Genomic DNA, 20,468 nt, shown 5'->3' with positions numbered 1-20,468 from the left:
AGGCAGTTCCGAAGACGACCTCGCCAGTGATGCCTCGCGGCAGCGCGACGTAGACGAACCCGTAGCGCGAGTCCGGCAGCGACACCGACGGCGGGGCCGACGAAGATCATGAACCCGATCGCGCCGCTCACAGGTGATGCGGCCGACGGCTTCCTGGGCTTCCGCCGGGAGGCCCTGCTCACGGCCATTGCCGGGATCTGGTGTCTTCGCGGGCGGTGCTCTCGAAGGTGCCCTCGATGACGTCTTGGGCAAGTTGCCGGACCTTGACGTTCCGGTCGTTGGAGTTGCGTAGCAGGAACGCGAACGCCTGCTTGCGGTCGATCCGGTAGCGCTCCATGAGGATGCCGACAGCGGTGCCGATGTCGGTGCGGGTGTGAACGGCCTCGGTCAGCTGCTCGACCTGCACGGCGTAGTCGAGCAGCGCCGCGGCCTGGGCCGCGAAGAGCTCGGCCAGCTGGACCGTGGAGGGGTCGAAGGCCTTCGCGCGTCGGGCGTAGAGGTTGAGGCCCGCTCGTTCGCCGTCGTGGGTGAGCTGGAGAGCGGCCTGCGATCGCACGCCGAGCTCAGCCGCGCGCGGACCGTAGCGTGGGAAGTCGCTGGAGCCCGCGACATCGTTGACGAGCACCAGGCGTTCGCGGGTAACGGCTGCGTAGCAAGGACCTTCGTGCAGGCCGTACTGGATCGCGTCCGTCCGCTCGGCGAGCGGGTCGGTGGCGGCGACGGTGCGCAGCGTCCTGTCGGCGCCGTACACAGTGATGCTGGCGAAGTCGACCCCTGGGATGTTTCGAACCGCCGAGGTGGAGAGTTCTCGAAGGGCCGCCTCGCGGGCAGGCTCGTCTTGGGGCGTCCCGTTGTCGGGTGGCACGGCTGGCTCACTTCGGGGGACGCCGAGCCGCCCTCCCGGCTTCGGCTGCCGGGCCTGGCTGACGGGATACGTCTGTGGTGGTGGAGCCGCTGCCTCGTCTCGACAACGGCTCGTCGATCGTACGCTTTGCCCGGACTTCCATCCGGGTGGGCAGGCCCGGCGCCGTTGTCCCGGCGCCGTTGTCTCGACGCCGGAACCTCGGCTCGTGAGCATCCCGCGGCCCGATCAGGGCCGCACCTCTCGTTACCCAGCAGGCGACGTGGTACTCCGGCGGTCATCCCCTCGTCGCGACGTAGGAGGGGCCGCCCGCGCGTCAGGGTGTGCGCGCCTGGTGGCACCCGAGCGGCCCCGGAGGTCGGGACGGTGCGTGACCGGCGCCTGACCTGACCTTGAGTACCCGTCGCGCCTCGCGACTAACGTCTGCGACCGAACGGACCCAGAGGGGCGCATCGGATGGCTCGGCCCACCCATCGGGGGGGTTGAGACGATGCCGCCTCTTGCCTAACCTTGATGACGGGTTTCATGGGTCCCGTTGCGCTGCTTCGTTGAGGGCGTTGCGGAGACCGTGATCGCTTGCCTCAAGACGCGGGGCATGGCAACCGAGCAGTGCACTCGGGAGGCAACGTCGTGTCAACCGTCGCAAGAGAGTCGTGCGGCCACACATCTGAGCAGGTGCTCGAGGCGGGGAGCCTGTCACGAGGCGAGAGGACCCAGCGACTCCTCCAAGCGGTTCATGTCGCCACCTCGGCCAAGGAGCGTGCCCAGCTCGAGCTGTGCGTCGTCGAGACGAACATGGTGGTGGCGGCTCAGATCGCGGCGAGGTATCGGGGTCGTGGCATCGCTCACGATGATCTGGAGCAGGTGGCCTACCTGGCGCTGGTCAAGGCGGTGAGACGCTACGAGTTTGCCGAGGACCGCAACTTCCTGTCCTTCGCCGTCCCGACGATCCGCGGCGAGATCCGCCGGTACTTCCGAGACCAGGGCTGGACCATCCGCCCGCCCCGGAGCGTCCAGGAGGCGCAGACCCGGATCCGGGGGGTCGAGGACGAGCTCCTGCATGAGCTCGGTCGCGCCCCGAGACCGAGCGAGATCGCGGAGCGCAGTGGGCTGGACGCCGGGCTGGTCGTGGAGGCATTGGCTGCGACCGGATGCTTCCGTCCGAGCTCGCTCGAGGGATCGGCGACCGACGAGGGCGGACGAGTCCAGGAGTGGCTCGGTGACGACGACCCCGAGTTCGGAAGCGCCGAAGCTCGGACCGTGCTCGCCCCGTTGCTGGCAGGGCTGACCCGGCGGGAGCGACTGATGCTGGAGATGCGTTTCTTCCGGGGCGCGACGCAGAAGGAGATCGGCGACACGGTCGGCGTCACCCAGATGCAGGTCTCACGTCTGCTGTCGGACCTCATGGGCCGGTTGCGCGCGCAGCTCGTATCTGCCGATGAGCGGGACGAGCACGAGCGTCGCTCGACGACCCTGGCCTGAGCACTCACCGCGGCGATCGCCGTCGCTCGGCTCGGGCCATGCTCTCCGCCGTCGCGGGAAGGATCTGCTCGACGTAGAACTCGATCGTGTCTCGATAGAGCGCGTCGTTCCGCCCGCGCCGACGCTGTCCATGGTGGACTCCAGGGTCACCAGCTCGCTGGCCTGCTCGACGTGCTCGGGATCGGGGAGCACCTGGTACAGCTCACCGGGCGGTCCGGGGCTCGACCAGAGTCGATGCGCGTGCTCCCAACCCTCGTCAGCGGTGGCCGCGAACGCCACCTTCGCCCCGGCTTGGGCGGGCTTGCCTCCCGAGGCGTCCTTGAAGCGACGGACCATGTCGGCGTCTGGCGCGGTGTTGAGCTAGCGGTCGCGGATCTTCGCCGAGCAGCTCACAGCCGGCCATCGGAGGCAGGCCGAGTCACTCGCGGCGTCGGAGAGGTCGATGGCGCGTGGGGCCTCATGGCCGGCCAGTCGATCTGGTGACCTGCGGTGAATCGCCGAAGGCCGAGCGCGTCCCGCACCCAGTCGAGGAGGCTGCGTACGTCGAGGAAGATGGTTCACCCTTTCGTCAGGATACGAGGGCCGGTCGCCAGGGAGATGGCGACCGACCCACCCGAGCCGTCGGCTCGGGAACCGACGTCAGGACGCAGGCCGCAAGAGGACCTTGGTCCAGCCGTCGAGCCGCTGGTCGAACTTCTCGTAGGCATCCACGGCCTCTGCGAGGCCGAGCTCGTGGGAGACCAGTTCGGCGGGCCTGGCCCGCCCTTCCACGATGAGGTCTCGTAGCTGGCGGTTGTACCGCTTGACCGGCGCCTGCCCGGTGCCCATCTGCTGGCCCTTGGTGAAGAACGTGCCGTAGTCCCATGCAGGACGTCCGTCCTTGGCCAGGTCGTTCGGACCGTCGGGATCCTCCGGCACGTAGACGCCGACGACGCCGATCCCACCGTGGGCCTTGACCACCTGCACGAGGTTGTCGAGCACCATCTCCGGGTGCTCCTCGCCCTGCGGGTCATGGGCTTGCCACCCGACTGCCTCGACGCCGCGGTCGACGCCCCGGCCGCCGCTGGCGTCCATGATCAGCTCGACCGGGTCGCCTGTCGACGCGTCCACCGGTGTGCAGTCGAACCGCTCGGCGAGCGAGAGGCGATCAGCGTGCTGATCCACGACGTAGACCTCGCGGGCGCCCTGGAGGCGGGCGCTGTGTGCGGCCAGCAGGCCTACGGGGCCGGCACCGAACACGGCGACGGAGTCTCCAGCCTCGAGACCGGCGAGCCTTGTTCCGTGCCAGCCGGTGGGGAAGATGTCGGAGAGCATCGTGAGGTCGTTCTCGTGCTCTCCGCCCGGCGGCAGGACGAGCAGGTTGAAGTCGGCGAACGGCACCCGCAGGTACTCCGCCTGCCCGCCACGATAGGGACCCATGTTGGCGTAGCCGTAGGCCGCACCCTGCATGCCCTCGATGGGATTGGTGCGCTCGCAGAACGACGTCCAGCCCTCGTTGCAGCTGCGGCAGGTGCCGCAGGCGATGTTGAAGGGCACCGAGACCCGATCGCCCTTCTTCACCCGGCCGACCGCGCTGCCGACGTCCTCGACGATGCCCATGTTCTCGTGGCCGAGGACGGTGCCCTCCTCGACCGCGGTGCGGCCTTCGTACATGTGAAGGTCCGATCCGCAGATGTTGGTGGTGGTGATCCTGATCAGGGCGTCGGTGGGATCCTCGATCGTCGCGTCGGGGACCTCCTCGACCGCCAGCTCACGCGGACCCTTGTACACAACGGCCTTCATCGGTACCTCCTGGTTGCAACGGGCATGTCCACGTCCTGTAACCGATGCCCGCGATTCCTAACCCTTCGAGCCGGGCGTTGGTCATCTGGTCAGCTCGCTGAGACCCTGGGAACTCGTGGCGACGGCGGCTGCGGCTGCTCGGGCTGGCGGACCCGGACCCGGAGCTCGACCCTCAGGTGGCGCGGGAGCATGCCGCGGTCGTGGCGACTCGGTCGCACGCATGGTGATCCAGCTCCATCGTGGGCGAGGACGCGGCAGCGACGGTCAGTGGTTGCGTAGAGCCTCGATCAGCTCCGACTTGGACATCGTCGAACGGCCCTCGATGCCGATCTCGCGGGCTCTCCGGACCAAGTCCTGCTTGGTCCACTCGTCGTAGGCCGGCGACTTTCCGCCCCGCCTGCCGACAGTCTTGCGTGACGACCTGGCGCCGGCATTGGCGATCCGCGCCGACTTCTCCTTGCTCGCCCCTTCACGGCGCAGGGCCTCGTAGGTCTCGTCGTCCTTGACCGACGGGCCAGGCTTCTTCGATCCGGGCATGGGGTCTCCTCCTTCGGATGGCGGTGTCGTACCCGGCCCCCGCTCGTTCCATGTGAGGGCGGGGCGACTCATGTCGAGCGGGCCAACGGGTAAGGACGGACATGGCAGGGTCCGACTCAGCCCGAGGAGAGGGCATCGAACGCCCAGGGGCACAGCAGTGGATCCCCGAGACGCTCACCAAGTCGTCCCTCTCCGCGGGAGTCCAGGCCTGCCGCGGCTGCGAGCTCTACCGTGATGCGACCCACGGCGTGCCCGGTCAGGGCCGCCTCGACGCGTCGGTGATGGTCGTGGGAGAGCAGCCGGGCGACCAGGAGGACCGTCAGGGGAAGCCGTTCGTCGGGCCCGCCGGGAAGCTGCTCGTACGCGCGCTCGAGGACGCGGACATCGACGCCCGTCTGGTGTTCCGGACCAACGCGGTCAAGCACTTCAGATGGGACCCGGGCAGGGCCGGCAAACGCATCCACAAGGGTCCGAGTCGCGTGCACGTCGCTGCCTGTACGCCCTGGTTGTTGGCGGAGCTGGACCTGGTCCGCCCCGAGGGCGTCCTGCTGCTCGGAGCCACCGCTGGCGCCGCGGTCTTCGGGTCGTCGTTCCGCGTCGGTGCCTCGCGAGGTCGTGCTCTGGACTGGCCCGCTGACGGGGTCAGGTCCAGCTGGACGCCCTCCTGGGCGGTCGCCACCGCCCACCCCTCGGCGGTGCTCCGCTCCCGGCAGCGCGAGCAGGACTATGCCGCGTTGGTGGCGGACCTCGAGGTCGTGGCCGGGCTGGTGTCTGCTCGGTGACCGGTCACACCTGCGTCCGGAGCGGCAGGCTCCAAGACGCAGAGGACGTGCAGGGGCACCGCCGCGGCGTCGGCCCTCACAATCACAGGACGATGCAGTGACGACGGTGCCCCTGCGACCTCGTCGAGCCGTCCGGCGTACGTCGGACGGCTCGACGAGGCGGCCTCAGGCCTCGATGGCAGCCGGCTCCTCAGCGCCGCCGACCTGGATCCTGCGGGGCTTGGCCCGCTCGGCGACCGGGATGCTCAGACGCAGGACCCCGGCCTCGTAGCGAGCCTCGATCCGATCCAGGTCAAGGTTGTCCCCCAGGACGAGCTGACGGCTGAACATGCCACGTGGCCGCTCCGACGCCAGCATCTCCCAGTCGCCGTTGCGGGAGACCCGCTCGGCGCGAACGGTCAGTACGTTGCGCTCGACGTCGAGGTCGATCGAGTCGCGGGACACGCCGGGCAGGTCGAACTCGATCTGGAAGACGTCTCCCTCGCGCCAGGCGTCCATCGGCATCACGGCCGGCCGGTTGGTCGTGCCCAGCAGCTGACCCGCGAGGCGGTCGATGTCACGGAACGGGTCGGCGGTGCGAAGCAACATGGTGATCCTCCTCGTCGTTGACTGGTATGTATCATGCGATACAGGTTTTATTTAGCGCGCGATAGAGGGCGTGTCAACTGGGAGGCGTGTGATGGCCGACACTCGTGGCGTCTTCGCCATCTCGGTGGCTGCCGAGCGCGCGGACATGCAGATCCAGAACCTCCGGGTCTACGAGCGCCGGGGACTGCTCGAGCCCGCTCGCACCCGGGGCGGCACCCGCCTCTACAGCGAGGCGGACATCGAGGTCCTGCTCCGTATCGGCGAGCTGCTGGGACAGGGCCTCAACCTCGCCGGCATCCGTCGGGTTCTTGCCCTCGAGGCCGAGGTCGGCGTTCTGCGATCTCAGCTGGGCGATGCCCGACCTAGCCCTTGAGCTACGGCGTCACGGTTCGCCGACCTCGGCCAGTCGGTCGGCTGCGGCACTGTCCTCGCGGAGTCGTGCAGCCAAGGCTGCGTCGAAGGCGCTCTCCCGGGCTCTCCAGGTCCAGTTGCCCCCGGTCGTCCCGGGCGTGTTCATCCTGGCCTCGCTCCCCAGGGCGAGCACATCCTGACCGGGTACGACGACCAGGCGGGCGCGGGACGCCTGGGCGAGTCGCACCAACGACCATGGCATCCCCTCCCGCGGCTCCAACAGGTGGCCGCGCACGAGGGCACGTGTGTCGTCGGGCAGCGAGCGCCACCAGCCCAGGGTCGTGTCGTTGTCGTGGGTCCCGGTGTAGACGACCGACTGCTCCTCGTGGTGTGCGGGCAGATGCGGGTTCGCGGGGTCGCCGTCGAAGGCGAACTGCAGCACCTTCATCCCCGGCAGCCCGGCCGCACGCCGTAGCTGCTCCACGGCCGGCGTGATGACTCCGAGATCCTCGGCGACGAGCGTGCCCCGGCCGGCGGCGTCCACGACGGCAGTGAGCAGGGCGAGGCCGGGGCCAGGCTCCCACCACCCGTCCTTCGCAGTGGGTGCGTCCACCGGCACGTGCCACGCGGCCTCGAAGCCGCGGAAGTGATCGATCCGGACCAGGTCGAACAGCTCGCGTTGCCGCGCGATCCGCCGCCGCCACCAGGCGTAGCCATCGGCTGCCATCGCATCCCAGTCGTAGTGCGGGTTCTCCCACCGCTGCCCATCCGCGGCGAAGTAGTCGGGCGGGACGCCGGTCACGTCCGTCGGCCGCCCGGACGCGTCGAGTCGGAAGAGGTCGGGATGTGCCCAGACGTCGGCGCTGTCCTGGGCCACGAAGATCGGCAGGTCGCCGTAGAGCAGGACCCCGCGGTCCTCGGTGTACACGCGCAGCTCGCGCCACTGCTGGGCGAACCGCCACTGCTCGCTGCGCGCCCGGTCGGCCAGATCCGGCGCCTCGGCGAGGACCTCGGCCACCCGCCGTGGCTCGCGGTGGCGCAGCGCCGGCTCCCATTCGGTCCAGGGCGTGCCACCGAGCAGGGTGCGGATCGTCAGGTACTCGACGTAGGGCACGAGCCACTCCGCCTGCTGCTCGCACCAGCTCCCGTAGCTCGGATCGTCGTTCTGTGTCGGTGGCCCGCCGGGGTCGAGCAGGCCGGGATGGCCGGCCATGGCCGACAGAGCGCGGTACGGCGACCCGTCCGCGCCGGGCGGCACCAGCGGCAGGACCTGCCACACGCTGCACCCCGCCGCCGCCAGGAAGTCGACGAACGCGTAGGCGCCGGCCCCCAGCGTGCCGCCGGGGAGGGAGGAGACGTGCAGCAGGACCCCGGCACGGCGGCGCTCGAGGGGACCAGCGCTCGGCGCAGTGTCCGGGATCATCCGGAGAAGGCTAGCCACACTCAACCCGACGTACGCGGGGACCGTCGAACCCATCGACCGAACTCTCCCGACTAGGGTCGGAACGGTGGGAGTACGCGAGCTGCTGCTGGTGCGTCACGGTGAGAGCGAGGGCAACCTGGCCGCAGCCGAGGCGAATGCGGCCCGGGCCGAGGAGATCGCCGTGCCTGCTCGTGACCCGGACGTGTGGCTGTCCGACCTGGGCAGGTCGCAGGCGCAGGCCGTCGGGACGGCCCTGGCCCGGTTGCCGGCCCAGGAACGCCCGGAGGTGGTGGCGTGCTCGCCGTACGTCCGTGCCCGGGAGACCGCCACAGCGGCCTGCGACACGGCGGGGTTGCTGCTGCCGGCCCAGGTCGACGAGCGGCTCCGCGACCGCGAGCTGGGCGTCCTGGATCGCCTGACCGAGGTCGGGGTCCTCACGCGATACCCGGGCGAGCATGCGCGCAGGCAGTGGCAGGGCAAGTTCTACCACCGGCCCGCGGGCGGCGAGTCGTGGGCCGATGTCCTGCTACGGCTACGCGCCTGGCTGTCGGAGGCGGACGACGTCCTGTCCGGGAAACGGGTACTGGTGGTCAGCCATGACGTCGTGATCGTGCTGCTGCGCTACGTGTGCGAGGGACTGGACGAGGAAGAGGTGCTCGAGTTGGCGCGCGAGACGCCGTTGCACAATGCCTCACTGAGCCGATATGTCCGCGACTCCGACGAACGCTGGAACATCGTCGGGTACGACGATGTCACCCACCTCGAGGCTGCGGGCTTGTCGGTGACCGAGCACCGTGGAGCGCCACATGCAGGCGCCTGAGGTCATCACCCCGGAGCTGCTGCGCGAATGGCGGCTCCCCGATCCCGCGGGGTCGAAGCGAGCGCGGGGCCAGGTGATCGTGGTCGGAGGCGCCGCCCGGACTCCCGGAGGCGTCGCGCTGGCCGGCCTGGGGAGTCTGCGTGTGGGGGCCGGGCACGTGCAGCTCGCCTTGGCCGGGTCGGTCGCTCCCTCGATGGCGGCGGCCTTTCCGGAGGCAGGTGTGCTGTCCCTTCCCGAGACTGACGGTGGATCCATCCGTGGCACGGCGGCTGCCGAGGTGCTCTCCGAGGCGGTCGCGGACGCGGACGCCGTGCTGATCGGTCCGGGGCTCGATGACGCCGCAGAGGCAGCGGACCTGCTCGTAGCCCTGCTCCCGCAGGTCCGCCGAGATGCAGGGCTCGTGCTCGACGCCTACGCACTCGGGGCACTCTCGCGGTCACAGGAGGCCGCTGACGCGCTGATGCAACGCGACCTGTCGACCGTGCTGACCCCCAACTCCCAGGAGCTGGGTCTGCTGGCCGGGAACGACGAGCCCGGGGAGGACGACGTGCCGGACGTGGCGGAGCGCTACCGCAGCTGCGTGACATCCCTCTCGACGGTCGCCTCGAGCAGCCGGCGTGTCTGGCGGATCCCGCAGGGACACGCCGGGCTCGCGACGGCTGGCAGCGGGGACGTCCTCGCCGGTCTCGTCGTCGGCGTGCTCGGCCGAGGCGCAGACCCAGGACAGGCTGCCTGCTGGGGCACCTACCTACACTCGACGGCCGGTGAGCGGCTGTCGTCCGCAGTGGGTGGCATCGGGTTCCTGGCGCGGGAGCTGGTCGACCAGGTTCCCTCGGTGCTTGCCGAGCTCGGCTGACCCGGACCTCGACCGCGGTTTCCGTCACACCGCTCGGGGTACTTCCTCGATACGTGGCGCGACGAGGAGGCTGCCTGTGGATGTCCCGATCACCCTCAGGGTCGACGGACGCGACTGCGATGTCACCGTCGACACCCGGACCACCCTGCTCGACGCCCTCCGAGAGAGACTCGGCGTCACCTCGCCGAAGAAGGGATGCGATCACGGCCAGTGCGGCTCCTGCACGGTGCTGCTCGACGGGCGCCGCCACCTGACCTGTCTTGCCCTGGCCGTCGCCTACGACGGCGCGGACATCACGACGGCGTCCGGTCTGGCGGAGGCCGACCAGGATGCTCTGCATCCGGTCCAGCAGGCGTTCCTCGACCACGACGGGTACCAGTGCGGCTACTGCACGCCGGGACAGGTGTGCTCCGCGGTGGGGATGCTCGAGGAGGTGAAGGAGGGCCATCCGAGCCAGGCCACCGCGGATCTGGAGGCGGAGCCGGAACTGACCGACGACGAGATCCGCGAGCGAATGAGCGGCAATCTCTGTCGATGTGGCGCCTACGTCGGAATTCTCGACGCCATCCGTGAGACATCGGGGAGAACCTCGTGAGAGAGCTCGCGTACCTCCGCCCCGCCGACGTGGCCGAGGCAGTGGCCGCCATGGCGGCCAGCCCGCAGGCGCAGTTCCTCGGCGGAGGCACCAACCTCGTCGACCACCTCAAGCTCGGGATCGCGTCCCCCGACCTCCTGGTCGACATCGGCCGGCTGCCGCTGGACACGATCGAGGAGTACGACGACGGCGCCCGACTGCGCATCGGAGCGAACGTCCGCAACAGTGACCTCGCGGCCCATCCGCTGATCAGGAGCGGCTTCCCGGGGGTGGCGCGTGCCCTGCTAGCGGGGGCGTCCGGACAGATCCGCAACCAGGCGACCACAGGAGGCAACCTCCTGCAGCGCACCCGGTGCGTGTACTTCCAGGACGCCTCGACGCCGTGCAACAAGCGCCAGCCAGGCGCCGGCTGTTCGGCGCTCGATGGCTACGGGCGCTACAACGCGATCCTGGGTGCCAGTAGCGACTGCGTCGCGGTCCACCCGTCCGACCTCGCGGTCGCCCTGGCCGCACTGGACGCCACGCTCGTCATCCTGGGGCCGGACGGAGAGCGTCGCCTCCCGGTCGGCGATCTGCATCGGCTTCCCGGCCACCAGCCGGATCAGGACACGACCCTCGCCCATGGCGAGCTGATCACCGGCGTGGAGCTCGAGTCAGGCGCGCTCGCCCGATCCTCGACGTACCGCAAGGTCCGCGACCGAGCGTCGTACGCCTTCGCACTGGTCTCGGTCTGTGCGGCGCTCGATCGCGACGCAAGGGGGAGGGTGCGCGACGTGCGCATCGCGTGGGGCGGTGTCGCCCATCGACCGTGGCGAGCCACGCGGGCCGAAGCGGCTCTGCGAGGTGAGCTGTTGACCGAGGAGGCCGTCCGCGACGCGTGCGCTGCAGAGCTCGAGGTCGCCACGACCACCGAGCAGACCGCCTACAAGGTGCCGATGGTGCGCAACGTCACCGTCCACGCCCTGATGGGCGTTGCCGACCGGAGCGAGTCGTGAGCGCCCAGTCGAAGGAGCAGCCGACCCAGCAGGCCACGGAGCCGGTGGCCCCGCGGTCCATGGGCACGGCACACGACCGGGTCGACGGGCTCGAGAAGGTCACGGGCCGCGCCGCGTACGCCGTCGAGCACACGGCTGACGACCCTCTGCACGTGTGGCTGGTTCAGTCCACGGTGGCCAAGGGGCGGGTGCTGCGAGTCGACACGGGTCTCGCCCTGGCGCACCCGGGTGTGGTCTCGGTCGTCGACCACACGACTGCTGCGAAGCTCGAGGACACCGAGAATGCCGAGCTGGCCATCCTGCAGGACGACGCCGTCGGCTTCCGCGGTCAGATCGTGGCGCTCGTGCTCGCCGAGACACCCGAGGCTGCCCGGGAGGGCGCCGCGTTGGTCTCCGTTCACTACGAGGAGCAGCCGCACGAGGCCGAGCTCCGCGAGGACAACGCCACCTACCGACCGGACCACGTGAACCCCGAGCTCGAGACGGACACCGAGGAGGGCGATGTCGAGACGGCGCTGCGTGAGGCCGAGGTCGTCGTCGCCCAGACATATCGCACGCCGTACGAGCACAACAGCCCGATGGAGCCGCACGCCACCCTCGCGACGTGGGCCGAGTCAGCAGAAGACTCCGGCGACTCCGTCGTCCTGGACCTCTACGACTCCACGCAGGGGGTCGTCGGGGTCGTGTCCGCACTGGCGCCCATGCTGGGTCTGCAACCCGAGCAGATCCGGGTCCGGGCGCCCTACGTGGGCGGGGGCTTCGGCAGCAAGGGGCAGCCGCACAGCCACGTGATGGCGGCGGCCCTGGCAGCCCGGGCCGCCCGCGGCCGACCCGTGAAGCTGGCGGTCACCCGGCAGCAGATGTTCGCCCTCACCGGCTACCGCACCGCGACGATCTCCCACTTCCGCCTCGGAGCCCGAGCCGATGGCACCCTGCTCGCGATCGAGCATCGGGTGCAAGAGCAGACCTCGGCGATCGTGGAGTTCGCCGAGCAGACAGCCTCGCCCACGCGGATGATGTACGCAGCCCCGCACCGTCGTACGAGCCATCGCCTGGCCCGGCTCGACGTGGCGGTCCCGTCCTGGATGCGGGCGCCTGGCGAGATGCCGGGCATGTTCGCCCAGGAGGTCGCGATGGACGAGCTGGCGGAGGCGTGCGCGCTTGATCCCATCGAGCTCCGGGTGCGCAACGAGCCCGACGTCGATCCGGAGACCGGCCGACCTTTCAACAACCGACGTCTCGTCGAGTGCCTGCAGCGCGGTGCCGAACGCTTCGGGTGGGCGTCACGTCCGAGGGAGTCGCGCGGCCGGCGCGAGGGCGACTGGTGGGTCGGCACCGGCGTTGCCTCGGCGACATACCCGATGATGACGATGCCGGGCAACAGCGCGCGCGTTCGATCGCTGGGGCGTGGCCGTTACTCCGTGAGCATCGGCTCGGTCGACATCGGAACCGGCGCCCGCACCGTGCTCCAGCAGATCGCGGCCGATGCCCTCGCCCGCGAGCCCCACGACATCGACCTCGAGATCGCCGACTCGAGCCTGCCACCGGCCTCCGTGGCCGGCGGCTCCTCGGGGACCAGCTCGTGGGGAGGCGCGATCGTCGCTGCCGCTCAGCGCTTCCGTGCGGACCACGGCGAATCACCGGACGCCGGACCCGAGACGACGGCCTCCGCGACAGCCAACCCGGCAGAGGCGACGCACGCCCTGCACTCCTTCGGTGCCGTGTTCGCCGAGGTCCGGATCCACCGGTGGACCGGTGAGATCAGGGTCCCGAGGCTGCTGGGCGTCTACTCGGTGGGCCGGGTGATCAACCCGATGACGGCGAGGTCGCAGTTCCTGGGCGGCTTGGTGATGGGGCTGTCGAGCGGACTCTTCGAGGAGTCCTGGCGGGACCCGCGGTTCGGTCACATCGTCACCCAGGACCTGGCGTCCTATCACGTTGCGTCGCACGCCGACGTCCTCGACGTCCAGGCGGAGTGGCTCGACGAGGAGGACCACCTGGCCACGCCGATGGGCTCACGCGGGATCGGCGAGATTGGCATCGTCGGGACGGCCGCCGCGGTGGCGAACGCGGCCTACCACGCAACAGGCGTACGCGTGCGGAGTCTGCCGGTGACCGCAGATCGGTTCCTCGAGGTCCCGGGGAGTCGCATCTAGCACGGCTGTCTACAGTGCGCGCGAGGTCGCGGACGGCGTCCTCGGTCAACCCGCGGTGGCACGGACCGTGCTGGCCGTTGAACAGGTGCAGGCATCGCGGGGTGTGGGGACGTCCGCACAAGTCGCCAGGTGCGTTGTCGACCGACGCGCCCACATCCGGCCGCACCAGCTTCTGGCACGAGGCGGCCGCCGGGTCTCACTCGAACGTGTCCGTCGACGCCGGCCGGCGCCCTGATGCGCGGCTGCTGTCTGGTACCTGCGGAGGTTGGCGCACATGCCGTTGCAGACCCAGGAGCTTGTCAGTCGTCTTGTCGGGTACTTGTCGAGCAGAACCCCCTCATGAACCATGGCCACTGAAAGCAGGTCCGAGGATGACCACGACACCGCAAGAGCCCGTCGGCGACCCGGCTCTCACACCGAGCGGCGAACCGGACGAGGCCCCTCTCGACCCGGTCGCTCCCGGCCAGCCGACCGACCCCGAGACCGGCAACCCCGACTAGGGCCCGCCTGGCTGTGTGCGCCTGATCCGACGCGTGTCGTCCGGGAGACGGACCGTCGAGCCGATGCGATCGAGGCGAGCGAGCAGGGGCAGGACGACGCGTCGGCTCGTGCCGAGCGCCTGTCTCGCCTGGCTGGTCGTGAACGGCTGAGCAAGCGCGGCCAGCACGTCGTACGCCGTGGAGTCGGCGCCCGGAAGCAGCACGACTCCCGCTTCCAGCACGAGCAGGTGACCTTCGCGCCCGAGGCGAGCCAGATCCGCCCGGTCGAGACCGAGCTGGCTCAGCCGCTCCTTGTCAGGAGCCTGGAAGGGCCTCGCGACCAGTTCGGGCGTCAGCTCATCGAGCGCAATGCGCAGGTGCTGGGGGAGGGGCTCGTCCAGCACCAGGCGCCCGCCTCTCAGCGCAACCGGCTCGGCCAGGAGGGCGGGCACCAGGCCGACGTCGGGAACGTGGGCGGCAGCGGCCGCTGCTTCCGGCGAGATCCCGTCCGGCGAGCGGCGAACGACCTCGATGAGCGCGGCCCTCAGCTCGGCAGCGCGACCAGCGGAGACCACCCAGCCGCCGATCTCGACGGCCTCGGCAGGGAGGTCTCCGCTGACACCTGAGCGGGTGAGCAGATCACGGTGAACGGCGCCGCGGCGCTCGACCTCTCCGGCGAGGTCAGCGCGCCAGGCTTCCAGCGCACTGGCGCGCTCGCGAGCCGCTCCGCGACGGTTCAGCGGTGGCGGATCGGCGTCCAGGACGTCCGCCCCCCACAGCGCCCGGCTCCCCGGGTCGCGCAGCACCAACCGGTCGCCGTGTCGCACGGGCATCGGCTGATCCAGCCGCAGTCGTGCATGCTGCTCACCGATCGGGCGGGCGTGGGCGCTGACCCGGGCCGAGCCCAGATGCAGGAGGGGCCGTTCGGGAAGTCTCTGACCGCCACGGAGCCGCACGTCCATCTCGGTGACATCGGCGTACGCACCCGGGGTGACGAGCACGGAACCACGCCTGACGTCGCCAGAGGCGGGCCGTCCGAGCCGCACTGCGACGCGCGCCGGGCCGGTGCTCTCGGTGACCTCCCTGCCCAGGGACTGCATCCCGCGGACCTGCAGCAGTCTGCCTTCGTGCACGAGGTCGTCTCCCGTCCGGATCACCCCGCCCGGCAGGGTGCCGGTCGCGACCGTCCCGACTCCCGGGACGCTGAAGACGCGGTCGACCCAGAACCGCACGTCGGCGCCGGACGCCGTCTCCACTGTCTGGAGCACTGCGGCCAAGGCGCTGCGGAGGCCGTCGAGACCCGCTCCGGTACGCCCGCTCACGACGAGCCCGGGAGAGCCCGCCAGCGAGGTGCGATCGACCTCTTCCCTGGCGCGTGCCATGGCCGGCCACGGGTCGGCCAGGTCCGAGCGGGTGACGACGAGAAGGCCGTGCCGGATCCCCAAGGCGTCGATGACGGCGAGGTGCTCGGCTGCCTGCGGCATCCAGCCGTCGTCCGCGGCGACGACGAGCATGACGGCCGGCGCCGGCGCCAGACCCGAGATCGTGGTCGACAGGAACCCTTCGTGCCCGGGTACGTCGACGAAGGCGACGTCGCGCATTCCGTCGAGGTCGGTCCAGCAGTAGCCGAGCTCGATGGAGAGTCCCCGACGGTGCTCCTCCTCGAGTCGGTCGGGTTCCTGACCGGTCAGGGCCCGGACCAGCGTGGACTTCCCGTGGTCCACGTGCCCCGCGGTGGCGACGACGGGCACTCAGCTCTCCCGAACGTCGGCGGCCTGGCGCACGGCCTCGATGAGGGCGTCGTCGAGGTGCTCGGGAACGGTCAGCACGTCCAGCAACAGTCGCCCACCCTTCACGTGTCCCACGACCGGTGGCTGACCGGTCCGGAGGCGATCGGCCAGCGGTGGAGGGAGGGAGATCGCCGCGCTCCGCAGCACCACGCCGGGCGCCCCGCCCCCACCAACGGCGCCCTCGGACGGCACGGCACGGGCCGTGCCGACGCCCAAGTCGTGGCAGAGCGCGTCGGCGATGCGCCTGGCCCGGCGCATCAGGACATCCGCCTGGGCCGCCAGTGCCTCGAGAACCGGTGGCGTGGGTCCGACCAGGGTGGCTTCGAGCGCCGCCAGGGTGAGCTTGTCCACGCGCATCGCCCGCGCCAGCGGGAAACGGCGTACCCGCTCCACCAGCGATGCGTCACCGAGCAGCAGCCCGCACTGGGGGCCGCCGAGGAGCTTGTCACCCGAGGCCGTCACCAGCGCCGCGCCCGATCGCAGCGTCGAGGCGGCGTCCGGCTCCTCGGGTAGCCGCGGGTGCGGAGCCAGGAGTCCCGAGCCGATGTCGGCCACGACGGGGACGCCGAGAGCGGCCAGATCGTCGACCGGAACCGACGACGTGAAACCCTCCACCCGGAAGTTCGACGGATGGACCTTCAGCACGAATGCCGTCTCCGACTCGATCGCCGCCTCGTAGTCCGAGAGACGGACCCGGTTGGTCGTCCCGACCTCGCGCAGCCGTACTCCGACCGACGCCAGGAGCTCCGGGATGCGGAACCCGTCGCCGATCTCCACCATCTCTCCGCGCGCCACCACGACCTCGCGCCCGGCCCCGAGCGCACACCCCACCAGTGCGAGCGCCGCCGCGCCGTTGTTGACGACGTGCACGGCTCTCGCGTCCGGGACCGCGGCGGCGAGCGCGGCCAGGGCTCCACGTCCGCGTGGGCTCCGTCTTCCCGTGAGCAGGTCCAGCTCGACGTCGGTGTGGCCCGCGACAGCCACCGCCGCCTCCACCGCTGCCGCCGAGAGGGGCGCGCGCCCGAGGTTGGTGTGCACGACGACGCCGGTCGCATTGATCACCGCGCGCAGCGACGTTGCGGACGCGGGCAGGCCGAGGAGCACGTGATCGACGACCTCGTCCGGCGCCAGGACACCGGTTCGAACCCGATCGAGGGCGTCGGTGACGACGCCCTTGACCACCGCCCGGCCGAGCCGCGCAGCAGCGTCCACCAACCGCGGATCGGCCAGCACGACATCGGTCCGCGGCGTCTGGCGCCGGGGGTCGTCGGACACCGCAGCTGCTCCTTTCTGCACCGGTCGTGACAATGGCGGAGGCGGACGGGAATCGAACCCGCCTGACTGGGGTACCCAGTCACTACGGTGTTGAAGACCGCGCCCGTCACCAGACGAGGAACGCCTCCGGGGCGAGCCTAGGGTGAAGACGCGTCGGCCCGCGAGGAGGTGCGGATGGGCGTCAGCGAATGGCCGTTGGTGCGCCAGCTCACCGGTCGCGACCGGCTCGGGCGCGGAGCGGCAGCACAGTCCGACCGCAGTCGATCACTCGAGCCGCGCACTGCCGGAGCCGACCGTGTCGTGGACTCCGTGTGCCCCTACTGCGCCGTCGGCTGTGCGCAGAAGGTGTTCGTCGAGGACGGCCGGGTCACCCAGATCGAGGGCAGCCCGGCGAGCCCGATCTCGCGCGGCCGGCTGTGCCCCAAGGGCAGCGCGTCGCTCCAGCTCGTGACCTCGCCCACCCGGGTGACCAAGGTCCGCTACCGGCGGCCACACGCTCGCGAGTGGGAGGACCTCGACCTCGACACGGCGATGGACATGATCGCCGACCGGGTGATCAAGACGCGCAAGGAGTTCTGGGAGTGGGAGAGCGAGGGCCGTCGTACCCGCCGCACCCTCGGCATCGCGAGCCTCGGAGGAGCGACCCTCGACAACGAGGAGAACTACCTCATGAAGAAGCTGTACACCGCGATGGGCGCCCTCCAGATCGAGAACCAGGCCCGGATATGACACTCCTCCACGGTGCCCGGTCTGGGTGCCTCGTTCGGCCGCGGTGGGGCAACCACCAACCTCCAGGACCTCAGCAACGCTGACTGCATCCTCATCGAGGGCTCCAACATGGCCGAGGCCCACCCGGTCGGCTTCCAATGGGTGATGGAGGCCAAGCGCAAGGGTGCGACGGTGATCCACGTCGACCCCCGCTTCACCAGGACCTCCGCCATGGCCGACATCCACGTGCCGATCCGCGCCGGATCCGACATCGCCTTCCTGGGAGCTTTGGTCAACCACGTCTTGAGCAATGACCTCGACTTCCGCGAGTACGTCGCCGCCTACACCAACGCCGCGAACATCATCGACGAGGAGTTCCGAGACACCGAGGACCTCGACGGGCTGTTCTCGGGCTTCGACGAGGAGTCCGGCCACTACGACCCCCTGTCGTGGCACTACGAGCCGCCCGAGCACATGTCGGACGACGACCGCCGCACTGCCAAGCTGCTCTCGGAGGACGAGAGCGAGGGTGAGCGCTCGAAGCAGTCGCACCAGGCAGCTCATTCAGAATCCCATGGCTCGGGTGGGGCCCCGGTCGCCTGGAAGGGGCGTCGCGACGAGACCCTCCAGCACCCCCGGTGCGTCTTCCAGATCCTCAAGCGGCACTTCGCGCGCTACACCCCCGAGCTGGTGCAGGAGGCCTGCGGCATCGCACCCGAGGACTTCGCGAAGGTCGCCGACGCGCTGACCCGCAACAGCGGTCGTGAGCGCACGTCGGCCATCTGCTACGCCGTCGGCTGGACCCACCACAGCGTCGGCACGCAGATGATCCGGACGGCCGCGATCCTGCAGACGCTCCTGGGCAACATCGGCCGGCCCGGGGGCGGCATCCTGGCGTTACGTGGCCACGCCTCGATCCAGGGCTCGACCGACATTCCGACCCTCTTCAACATCTTGCCCGGCTACCTCCCCATGCCCCAGGCCGACCAGCACCAGTCGCTCGACGAGTGGGTCGGTGACGACGAGGGCAAGGCCGGCTTCTGGGGCAACATCCGTCCCTACGCCGTCAGCCTCCTCAAGGCCTACTGGGGAGATGCCGCGACCGCCGACAACGACTTCTGCTTCGACTACCTGCCGCGGCTCACCGGTGACCACTCGACGTATACCACCGTCAAGGCGATGATCGAGGGTGGCTGCAAGGGGTACTTCCTCGTGGGGGAGAACCCAGCCGTCGGCTCGGCCAACGGCAAGATGCAGCGACTCGGACTGGCGGCCCTGGACTGGTTGGTCGTCCGCGACCTGCAGATGATCGAGTCGGCGACCTTCTGGAAGAACGGCCCGGAGATCGAGACCGGCGAGCTGGTCACCGACGAGATCGGCACCGAGGTCTTCTTCCTTCCCGCCGCCTCCCACGTGGAGAAGGCCGGCTCGTTCACCCAGACCCAGCGGATGCTGCAGTGGCGCGACAAGGCCGTCGACCCTCCTGAGGACTGCCGTAGCGAGCTGGAGTTCTACGTCGACCTCGGCAACCGGATCCGCGAGAAGCTGGCCGACTCGACCGACGAGATGGACCGCCCGCTGCTCGACCTCGCCTGGGACTACCCGTGCGACGAGAGCGGTGAGCCGGACGGTCAGCAGGTGCTCCGTGAGATCAACGGCACCGGGCCGGACGGCGCAGCGCTGTCGGCGTACACCGAGCTGAAGGACGACGGGTCGACCGCCTGTGGGTGCTGGATCTACTGCGGGGTCTACGCCGACGAGGTGAACCAGGCGCGACGGCGTAAACCCCACTGGGACCAGGACCTGGTGGCCGCGGAGTGGGGGTGGGTCTGGCCGGCCAACCGACGGATCCTCTACAACCGTGCCTCGGCGGCACCCGACGGCACCCCCTGGAGTGAGCGCAAGAAGTACGTCTGGTGGGACGCCGAGGCGAAGACGTGGACCGGGCTCGACGTGCCCGACTTCATTCCCGACCGCGCGCCGGATCACGTCCCCGAGGAGGGGGCACACGGTCCCGACGCCATCGGCGGGCATGACCCCTTCATCATGCAGACCGACGGCAAGGCGTGGCTCTTCGCGCCGCTCGGTGTCGCCGACGGCCCGCTGCCCACCCACTACGAGCCACCGGAGTCACCCATGGCCAACCTGCTCTACGCACAGCAGAAGAACCCGTCACTGCGTCGGCTCGACCAGGCGGCGAACCCGGTCAACCCCAGTGAGAGTGAGGTCTTCCCCTACGTCTTCACCAGCTACCGCCTGACCGAGCACCACACCGCCGGCGGCATGAGCCGCACCCTGCCGTTCCTCAGCGAGCTCCAGCCCGAGGCCTTCTGCGAGGTGTCCCCGCGTCTGGCCGAGGAGCGCGGGCTGGAACACGGCGGGTGGGCCACGGTCGTCACGGCCCGGTCCGCGATCGAGGTGCGGGTGCTGGTGACCGAGCGGATGCGGTCGCTGCGCCTCGGCGACCAGTGGGTCGAGCAGGTCGGCCTGCCGTACCACTGGGGCGGGAACGGGATCACGACAGGTGACTCCCAGAACGACCTGGTCAACGTGCAGATGGAGCCCAACGTGTACATCCAGGACAAGGTCGGCACCTGTGACATCCGGCCAGGCCGGCGGCCGCGCGGGGCTGCGCTGACGGCGTACGTCGCCGAGTACCGTCGCAGGGCCGGCATCCACGAGACGCCGGCCGAGGGGAGTGGCCACTGATGGGCAGGCTGTCCGGCCCGCTGTCCGACGTCTCCGGCGATGCCGGGTACGACGCGTCGCACCCGCCGCGCATGGGCTTCTTCACCGACACCTCGGTGTGCATCGGCTGCAAGGCGTGCGAGGTGGCCTGCAAGACCTGGAACGACGTCCCCGAGGACGGCTACCTGCTGACGGGGATGTCGTACGACAACACCCAGGAGCTGGATGCGAGCACGTGGCGTCATGTCGCGTTCATCGAACAGCCGGTGGTCTCGACAGGCTCGACGGGCGGTTCGGCC

General features: G+C 70.2%; 17 protein-coding genes, 1 tRNA gene and 1 pseudogene. 11 read left to right on the top strand and 8 right to left on the bottom strand.

Annotation, left to right across the window (positions count from 1 at the left end):
- Positions 1-178: 178 nt before the first annotated feature.
- On the bottom strand, positions 179-1,078 hold the full coding sequence (locus VHW64_RS07320; protein WP_329649866.1) for a GAF and ANTAR domain-containing protein: 900 nt from the start codon (positions 1,076-1,078) through the stop codon (positions 179-181).
- A gap of 459 nt (positions 1,079-1,537) precedes the next feature.
- Between VHW64_RS07320 and VHW64_RS07315 the strand changes: the two genes are divergently transcribed.
- Positions 1,538-2,344, top strand: a complete 807-nt coding sequence (locus VHW64_RS07315) for a sigma-70 family RNA polymerase sigma factor (protein WP_329649865.1) — start codon at positions 1,538-1,540, stop codon at positions 2,342-2,344.
- 639 nt (positions 2,345-2,983) lie between these two features.
- On the opposite strand, the gene VHW64_RS07310 is transcribed toward VHW64_RS07315, so the two are convergent.
- A complete protein-coding gene (locus VHW64_RS07310) occupies positions 2,984-4,126 on the bottom strand; it encodes a glutathione-independent formaldehyde dehydrogenase (RefSeq protein WP_329649864.1) in 1,143 nt (380 codons plus the stop codon).
- Between the two features lie 264 nt (positions 4,127-4,390).
- A complete protein-coding gene (locus VHW64_RS07305; RefSeq protein WP_329649863.1) occupies positions 4,391-4,663 on the bottom strand; it encodes a DUF7218 family protein in 273 nt (90 codons plus the stop codon).
- A gap of 101 nt (positions 4,664-4,764) precedes the next feature.
- On the opposite strand from VHW64_RS07305, the gene VHW64_RS07300 reads away from it, so the two are divergent.
- The gene (locus tag VHW64_RS07300; RefSeq protein WP_329649862.1) at positions 4,765-5,445 is read left to right on the top strand and encodes a UdgX family uracil-DNA binding protein; all 681 of its coding nucleotides are present in this window, start codon (positions 4,765-4,767) and stop codon (positions 5,443-5,445) included.
- A gap of 165 nt (positions 5,446-5,610) precedes the next feature.
- Here the strand turns inward: VHW64_RS07300 and VHW64_RS07295 are convergent, their stop codons facing one another.
- Entirely contained in the window at positions 5,611-6,033 is a 423-nt protein-coding gene (locus VHW64_RS07295; protein WP_329649861.1) for an Hsp20/alpha crystallin family protein, read from the bottom strand.
- Between the two features lie 91 nt (positions 6,034-6,124).
- Between VHW64_RS07295 and VHW64_RS07290 the strand changes: the two genes are divergently transcribed.
- A complete protein-coding gene (locus VHW64_RS07290; protein ID WP_329649860.1) occupies positions 6,125-6,406 on the top strand; it encodes a MerR family transcriptional regulator in 282 nt (93 codons plus the stop codon).
- A gap of 9 nt (positions 6,407-6,415) precedes the next feature.
- Here VHW64_RS07290 and malQ read toward each other — a convergent pair whose 3' ends face one another.
- Positions 6,416-7,807 carry a 4-alpha-glucanotransferase gene (gene malQ, locus VHW64_RS07285; protein ID WP_329649859.1) on the bottom strand — a complete coding sequence of 464 codons (1,392 nt, stop codon included), beginning with the start codon at positions 7,805-7,807 and terminating at the stop codon, positions 6,416-6,418.
- Between the two features lie 85 nt (positions 7,808-7,892).
- Between malQ and VHW64_RS07280 the strand changes: the two genes are divergently transcribed.
- From VHW64_RS07280 to VHW64_RS07255, 6 genes are all read left to right on the top strand, one after another.
- The gene (locus VHW64_RS07280) at positions 7,893-8,627 is read left to right on the top strand and encodes a histidine phosphatase family protein (RefSeq protein WP_329649858.1); all 735 of its coding nucleotides are present in this window, start codon (positions 7,893-7,895) and stop codon (positions 8,625-8,627) included.
- A complete protein-coding gene (locus tag VHW64_RS07275) occupies positions 8,614-9,483 on the top strand; it encodes an NAD(P)H-hydrate dehydratase (RefSeq protein WP_329649857.1) in 870 nt (289 codons plus the stop codon). Before VHW64_RS07280 ends, VHW64_RS07275 begins: the two co-directional genes overlap by 14 nt.
- 76 nt (positions 9,484-9,559) lie before the next feature.
- Complete coding sequence (locus VHW64_RS07270; protein WP_329649856.1) at positions 9,560-10,078, top strand: 2Fe-2S iron-sulfur cluster-binding protein; 519 nt, start codon at positions 9,560-9,562, stop codon at positions 10,076-10,078.
- Positions 10,075-11,073 (top strand): xanthine dehydrogenase family protein subunit M, encoded by a 999-nt coding sequence (locus tag VHW64_RS07265; RefSeq protein WP_329649855.1) that lies wholly within the window; start codon positions 10,075-10,077, stop codon positions 11,071-11,073. Before VHW64_RS07270 ends, VHW64_RS07265 begins: the two co-directional genes overlap by 4 nt.
- The gene (locus VHW64_RS07260) at positions 11,070-13,229 is read left to right on the top strand and encodes a xanthine dehydrogenase family protein molybdopterin-binding subunit (RefSeq protein ID WP_329649854.1); all 2,160 of its coding nucleotides are present in this window, start codon (positions 11,070-11,072) and stop codon (positions 13,227-13,229) included. The genes VHW64_RS07265 and VHW64_RS07260 overlap by 4 nt, the downstream gene beginning before the upstream one ends.
- A 371-nt stretch (positions 13,230-13,600) precedes the next feature.
- Entirely contained in the window at positions 13,601-13,729 is a 129-nt protein-coding gene (locus VHW64_RS07255; RefSeq protein WP_329649853.1) for a hypothetical protein, read from the top strand.
- Here VHW64_RS07255 and VHW64_RS07250 read toward each other — a convergent pair.
- The 3 genes from VHW64_RS07250 to VHW64_RS07240 all read right to left on the bottom strand — a co-directional run bounded on the left by VHW64_RS07250 (position 13,726) and on the right by VHW64_RS07240 (position 16,901).
- Entirely contained in the window at positions 13,726-15,459 is a 1,734-nt protein-coding gene (locus VHW64_RS07250; RefSeq protein ID WP_329649852.1) for a SelB C-terminal domain-containing protein, read from the bottom strand. The genes VHW64_RS07255 and VHW64_RS07250 overlap by 4 nt on opposite strands.
- Positions 15,460-16,773: an L-seryl-tRNA(Sec) selenium transferase gene (gene selA, locus VHW64_RS07245; protein WP_329649851.1), complete on the bottom strand. Its 1,314-nt coding sequence runs from the start codon at positions 16,771-16,773 to the stop codon at positions 15,460-15,462.
- Positions 16,774-16,806: 33 nt separating this feature from the next.
- Positions 16,807-16,901, bottom strand: a tRNA-Sec gene (locus VHW64_RS07240).
- Between the two features lie 46 nt (positions 16,902-16,947).
- On the opposite strand from VHW64_RS07240, the gene fdh reads away from it, so the two are divergent.
- Together fdh and VHW64_RS07230 are read left to right on the top strand one after the other, a co-directional pair.
- A complete protein-coding gene (gene fdh / locus VHW64_RS07235) occupies positions 16,948-20,190 on the top strand; it encodes a formate dehydrogenase (RefSeq protein WP_329649850.1) in 3,243 nt (1,080 codons plus the stop codon).
- Positions 20,190-20,468: pseudogene (locus VHW64_RS07230) on the top strand (hypothetical protein); the annotation flags it as partial. The gene fdh and the pseudogene VHW64_RS07230, both read left to right, overlap by 1 nt.

This window comes from Nocardioides sp., from assembly GCF_036267815.1.
Lineage (GTDB): Bacteria > Actinomycetota > Actinomycetes > Propionibacteriales > Nocardioidaceae > Nocardioides.
Note: the sequence above shows the minus strand (reverse complement) of the source record. Positions and strands in the feature narration are given on the sequence as shown.

Excerpts from the sequence above, each read along its gene's own strand:
- VHW64_RS07275 (WP_329649857.1), top strand. The coding sequence starts at position 8,614 with ATGCAGGCGCCTGAGGTCATCACCCCGGAGCTGCTGCGCGAATGGCGG.
- VHW64_RS07320 (WP_329649866.1), bottom strand. The coding sequence starts at position 1,078 with ATGCTCACGAGCCGAGGTTCCGGCGTCGAGACAACGGCGCCGGGACAA.
- VHW64_RS07255 (WP_329649853.1), top strand. The coding sequence starts at position 13,601 with ATGACCACGACACCGCAAGAGCCCGTCGGCGACCCGGCTCTCACACCG.
- VHW64_RS07295 (WP_329649861.1), bottom strand. The coding sequence starts at position 6,033 with ATGTTGCTTCGCACCGCCGACCCGTTCCGTGACATCGACCGCCTCGCG.
- malQ (WP_329649859.1), bottom strand. The coding sequence starts at position 7,807 with ATGATCCCGGACACTGCGCCGAGCGCTGGTCCCCTCGAGCGCCGCCGT.
- VHW64_RS07310 (WP_329649864.1), bottom strand. The coding sequence starts at position 4,126 with ATGAAGGCCGTTGTGTACAAGGGTCCGCGTGAGCTGGCGGTCGAGGAG.
- VHW64_RS07290 (WP_329649860.1), top strand. The coding sequence starts at position 6,125 with ATGGCCGACACTCGTGGCGTCTTCGCCATCTCGGTGGCTGCCGAGCGC.
- VHW64_RS07305 (WP_329649863.1), bottom strand. The coding sequence starts at position 4,663 with ATGCCCGGATCGAAGAAGCCTGGCCCGTCGGTCAAGGACGACGAGACC.
- VHW64_RS07300 (WP_329649862.1), top strand. The coding sequence starts at position 4,765 with ATGGCAGGGTCCGACTCAGCCCGAGGAGAGGGCATCGAACGCCCAGGG.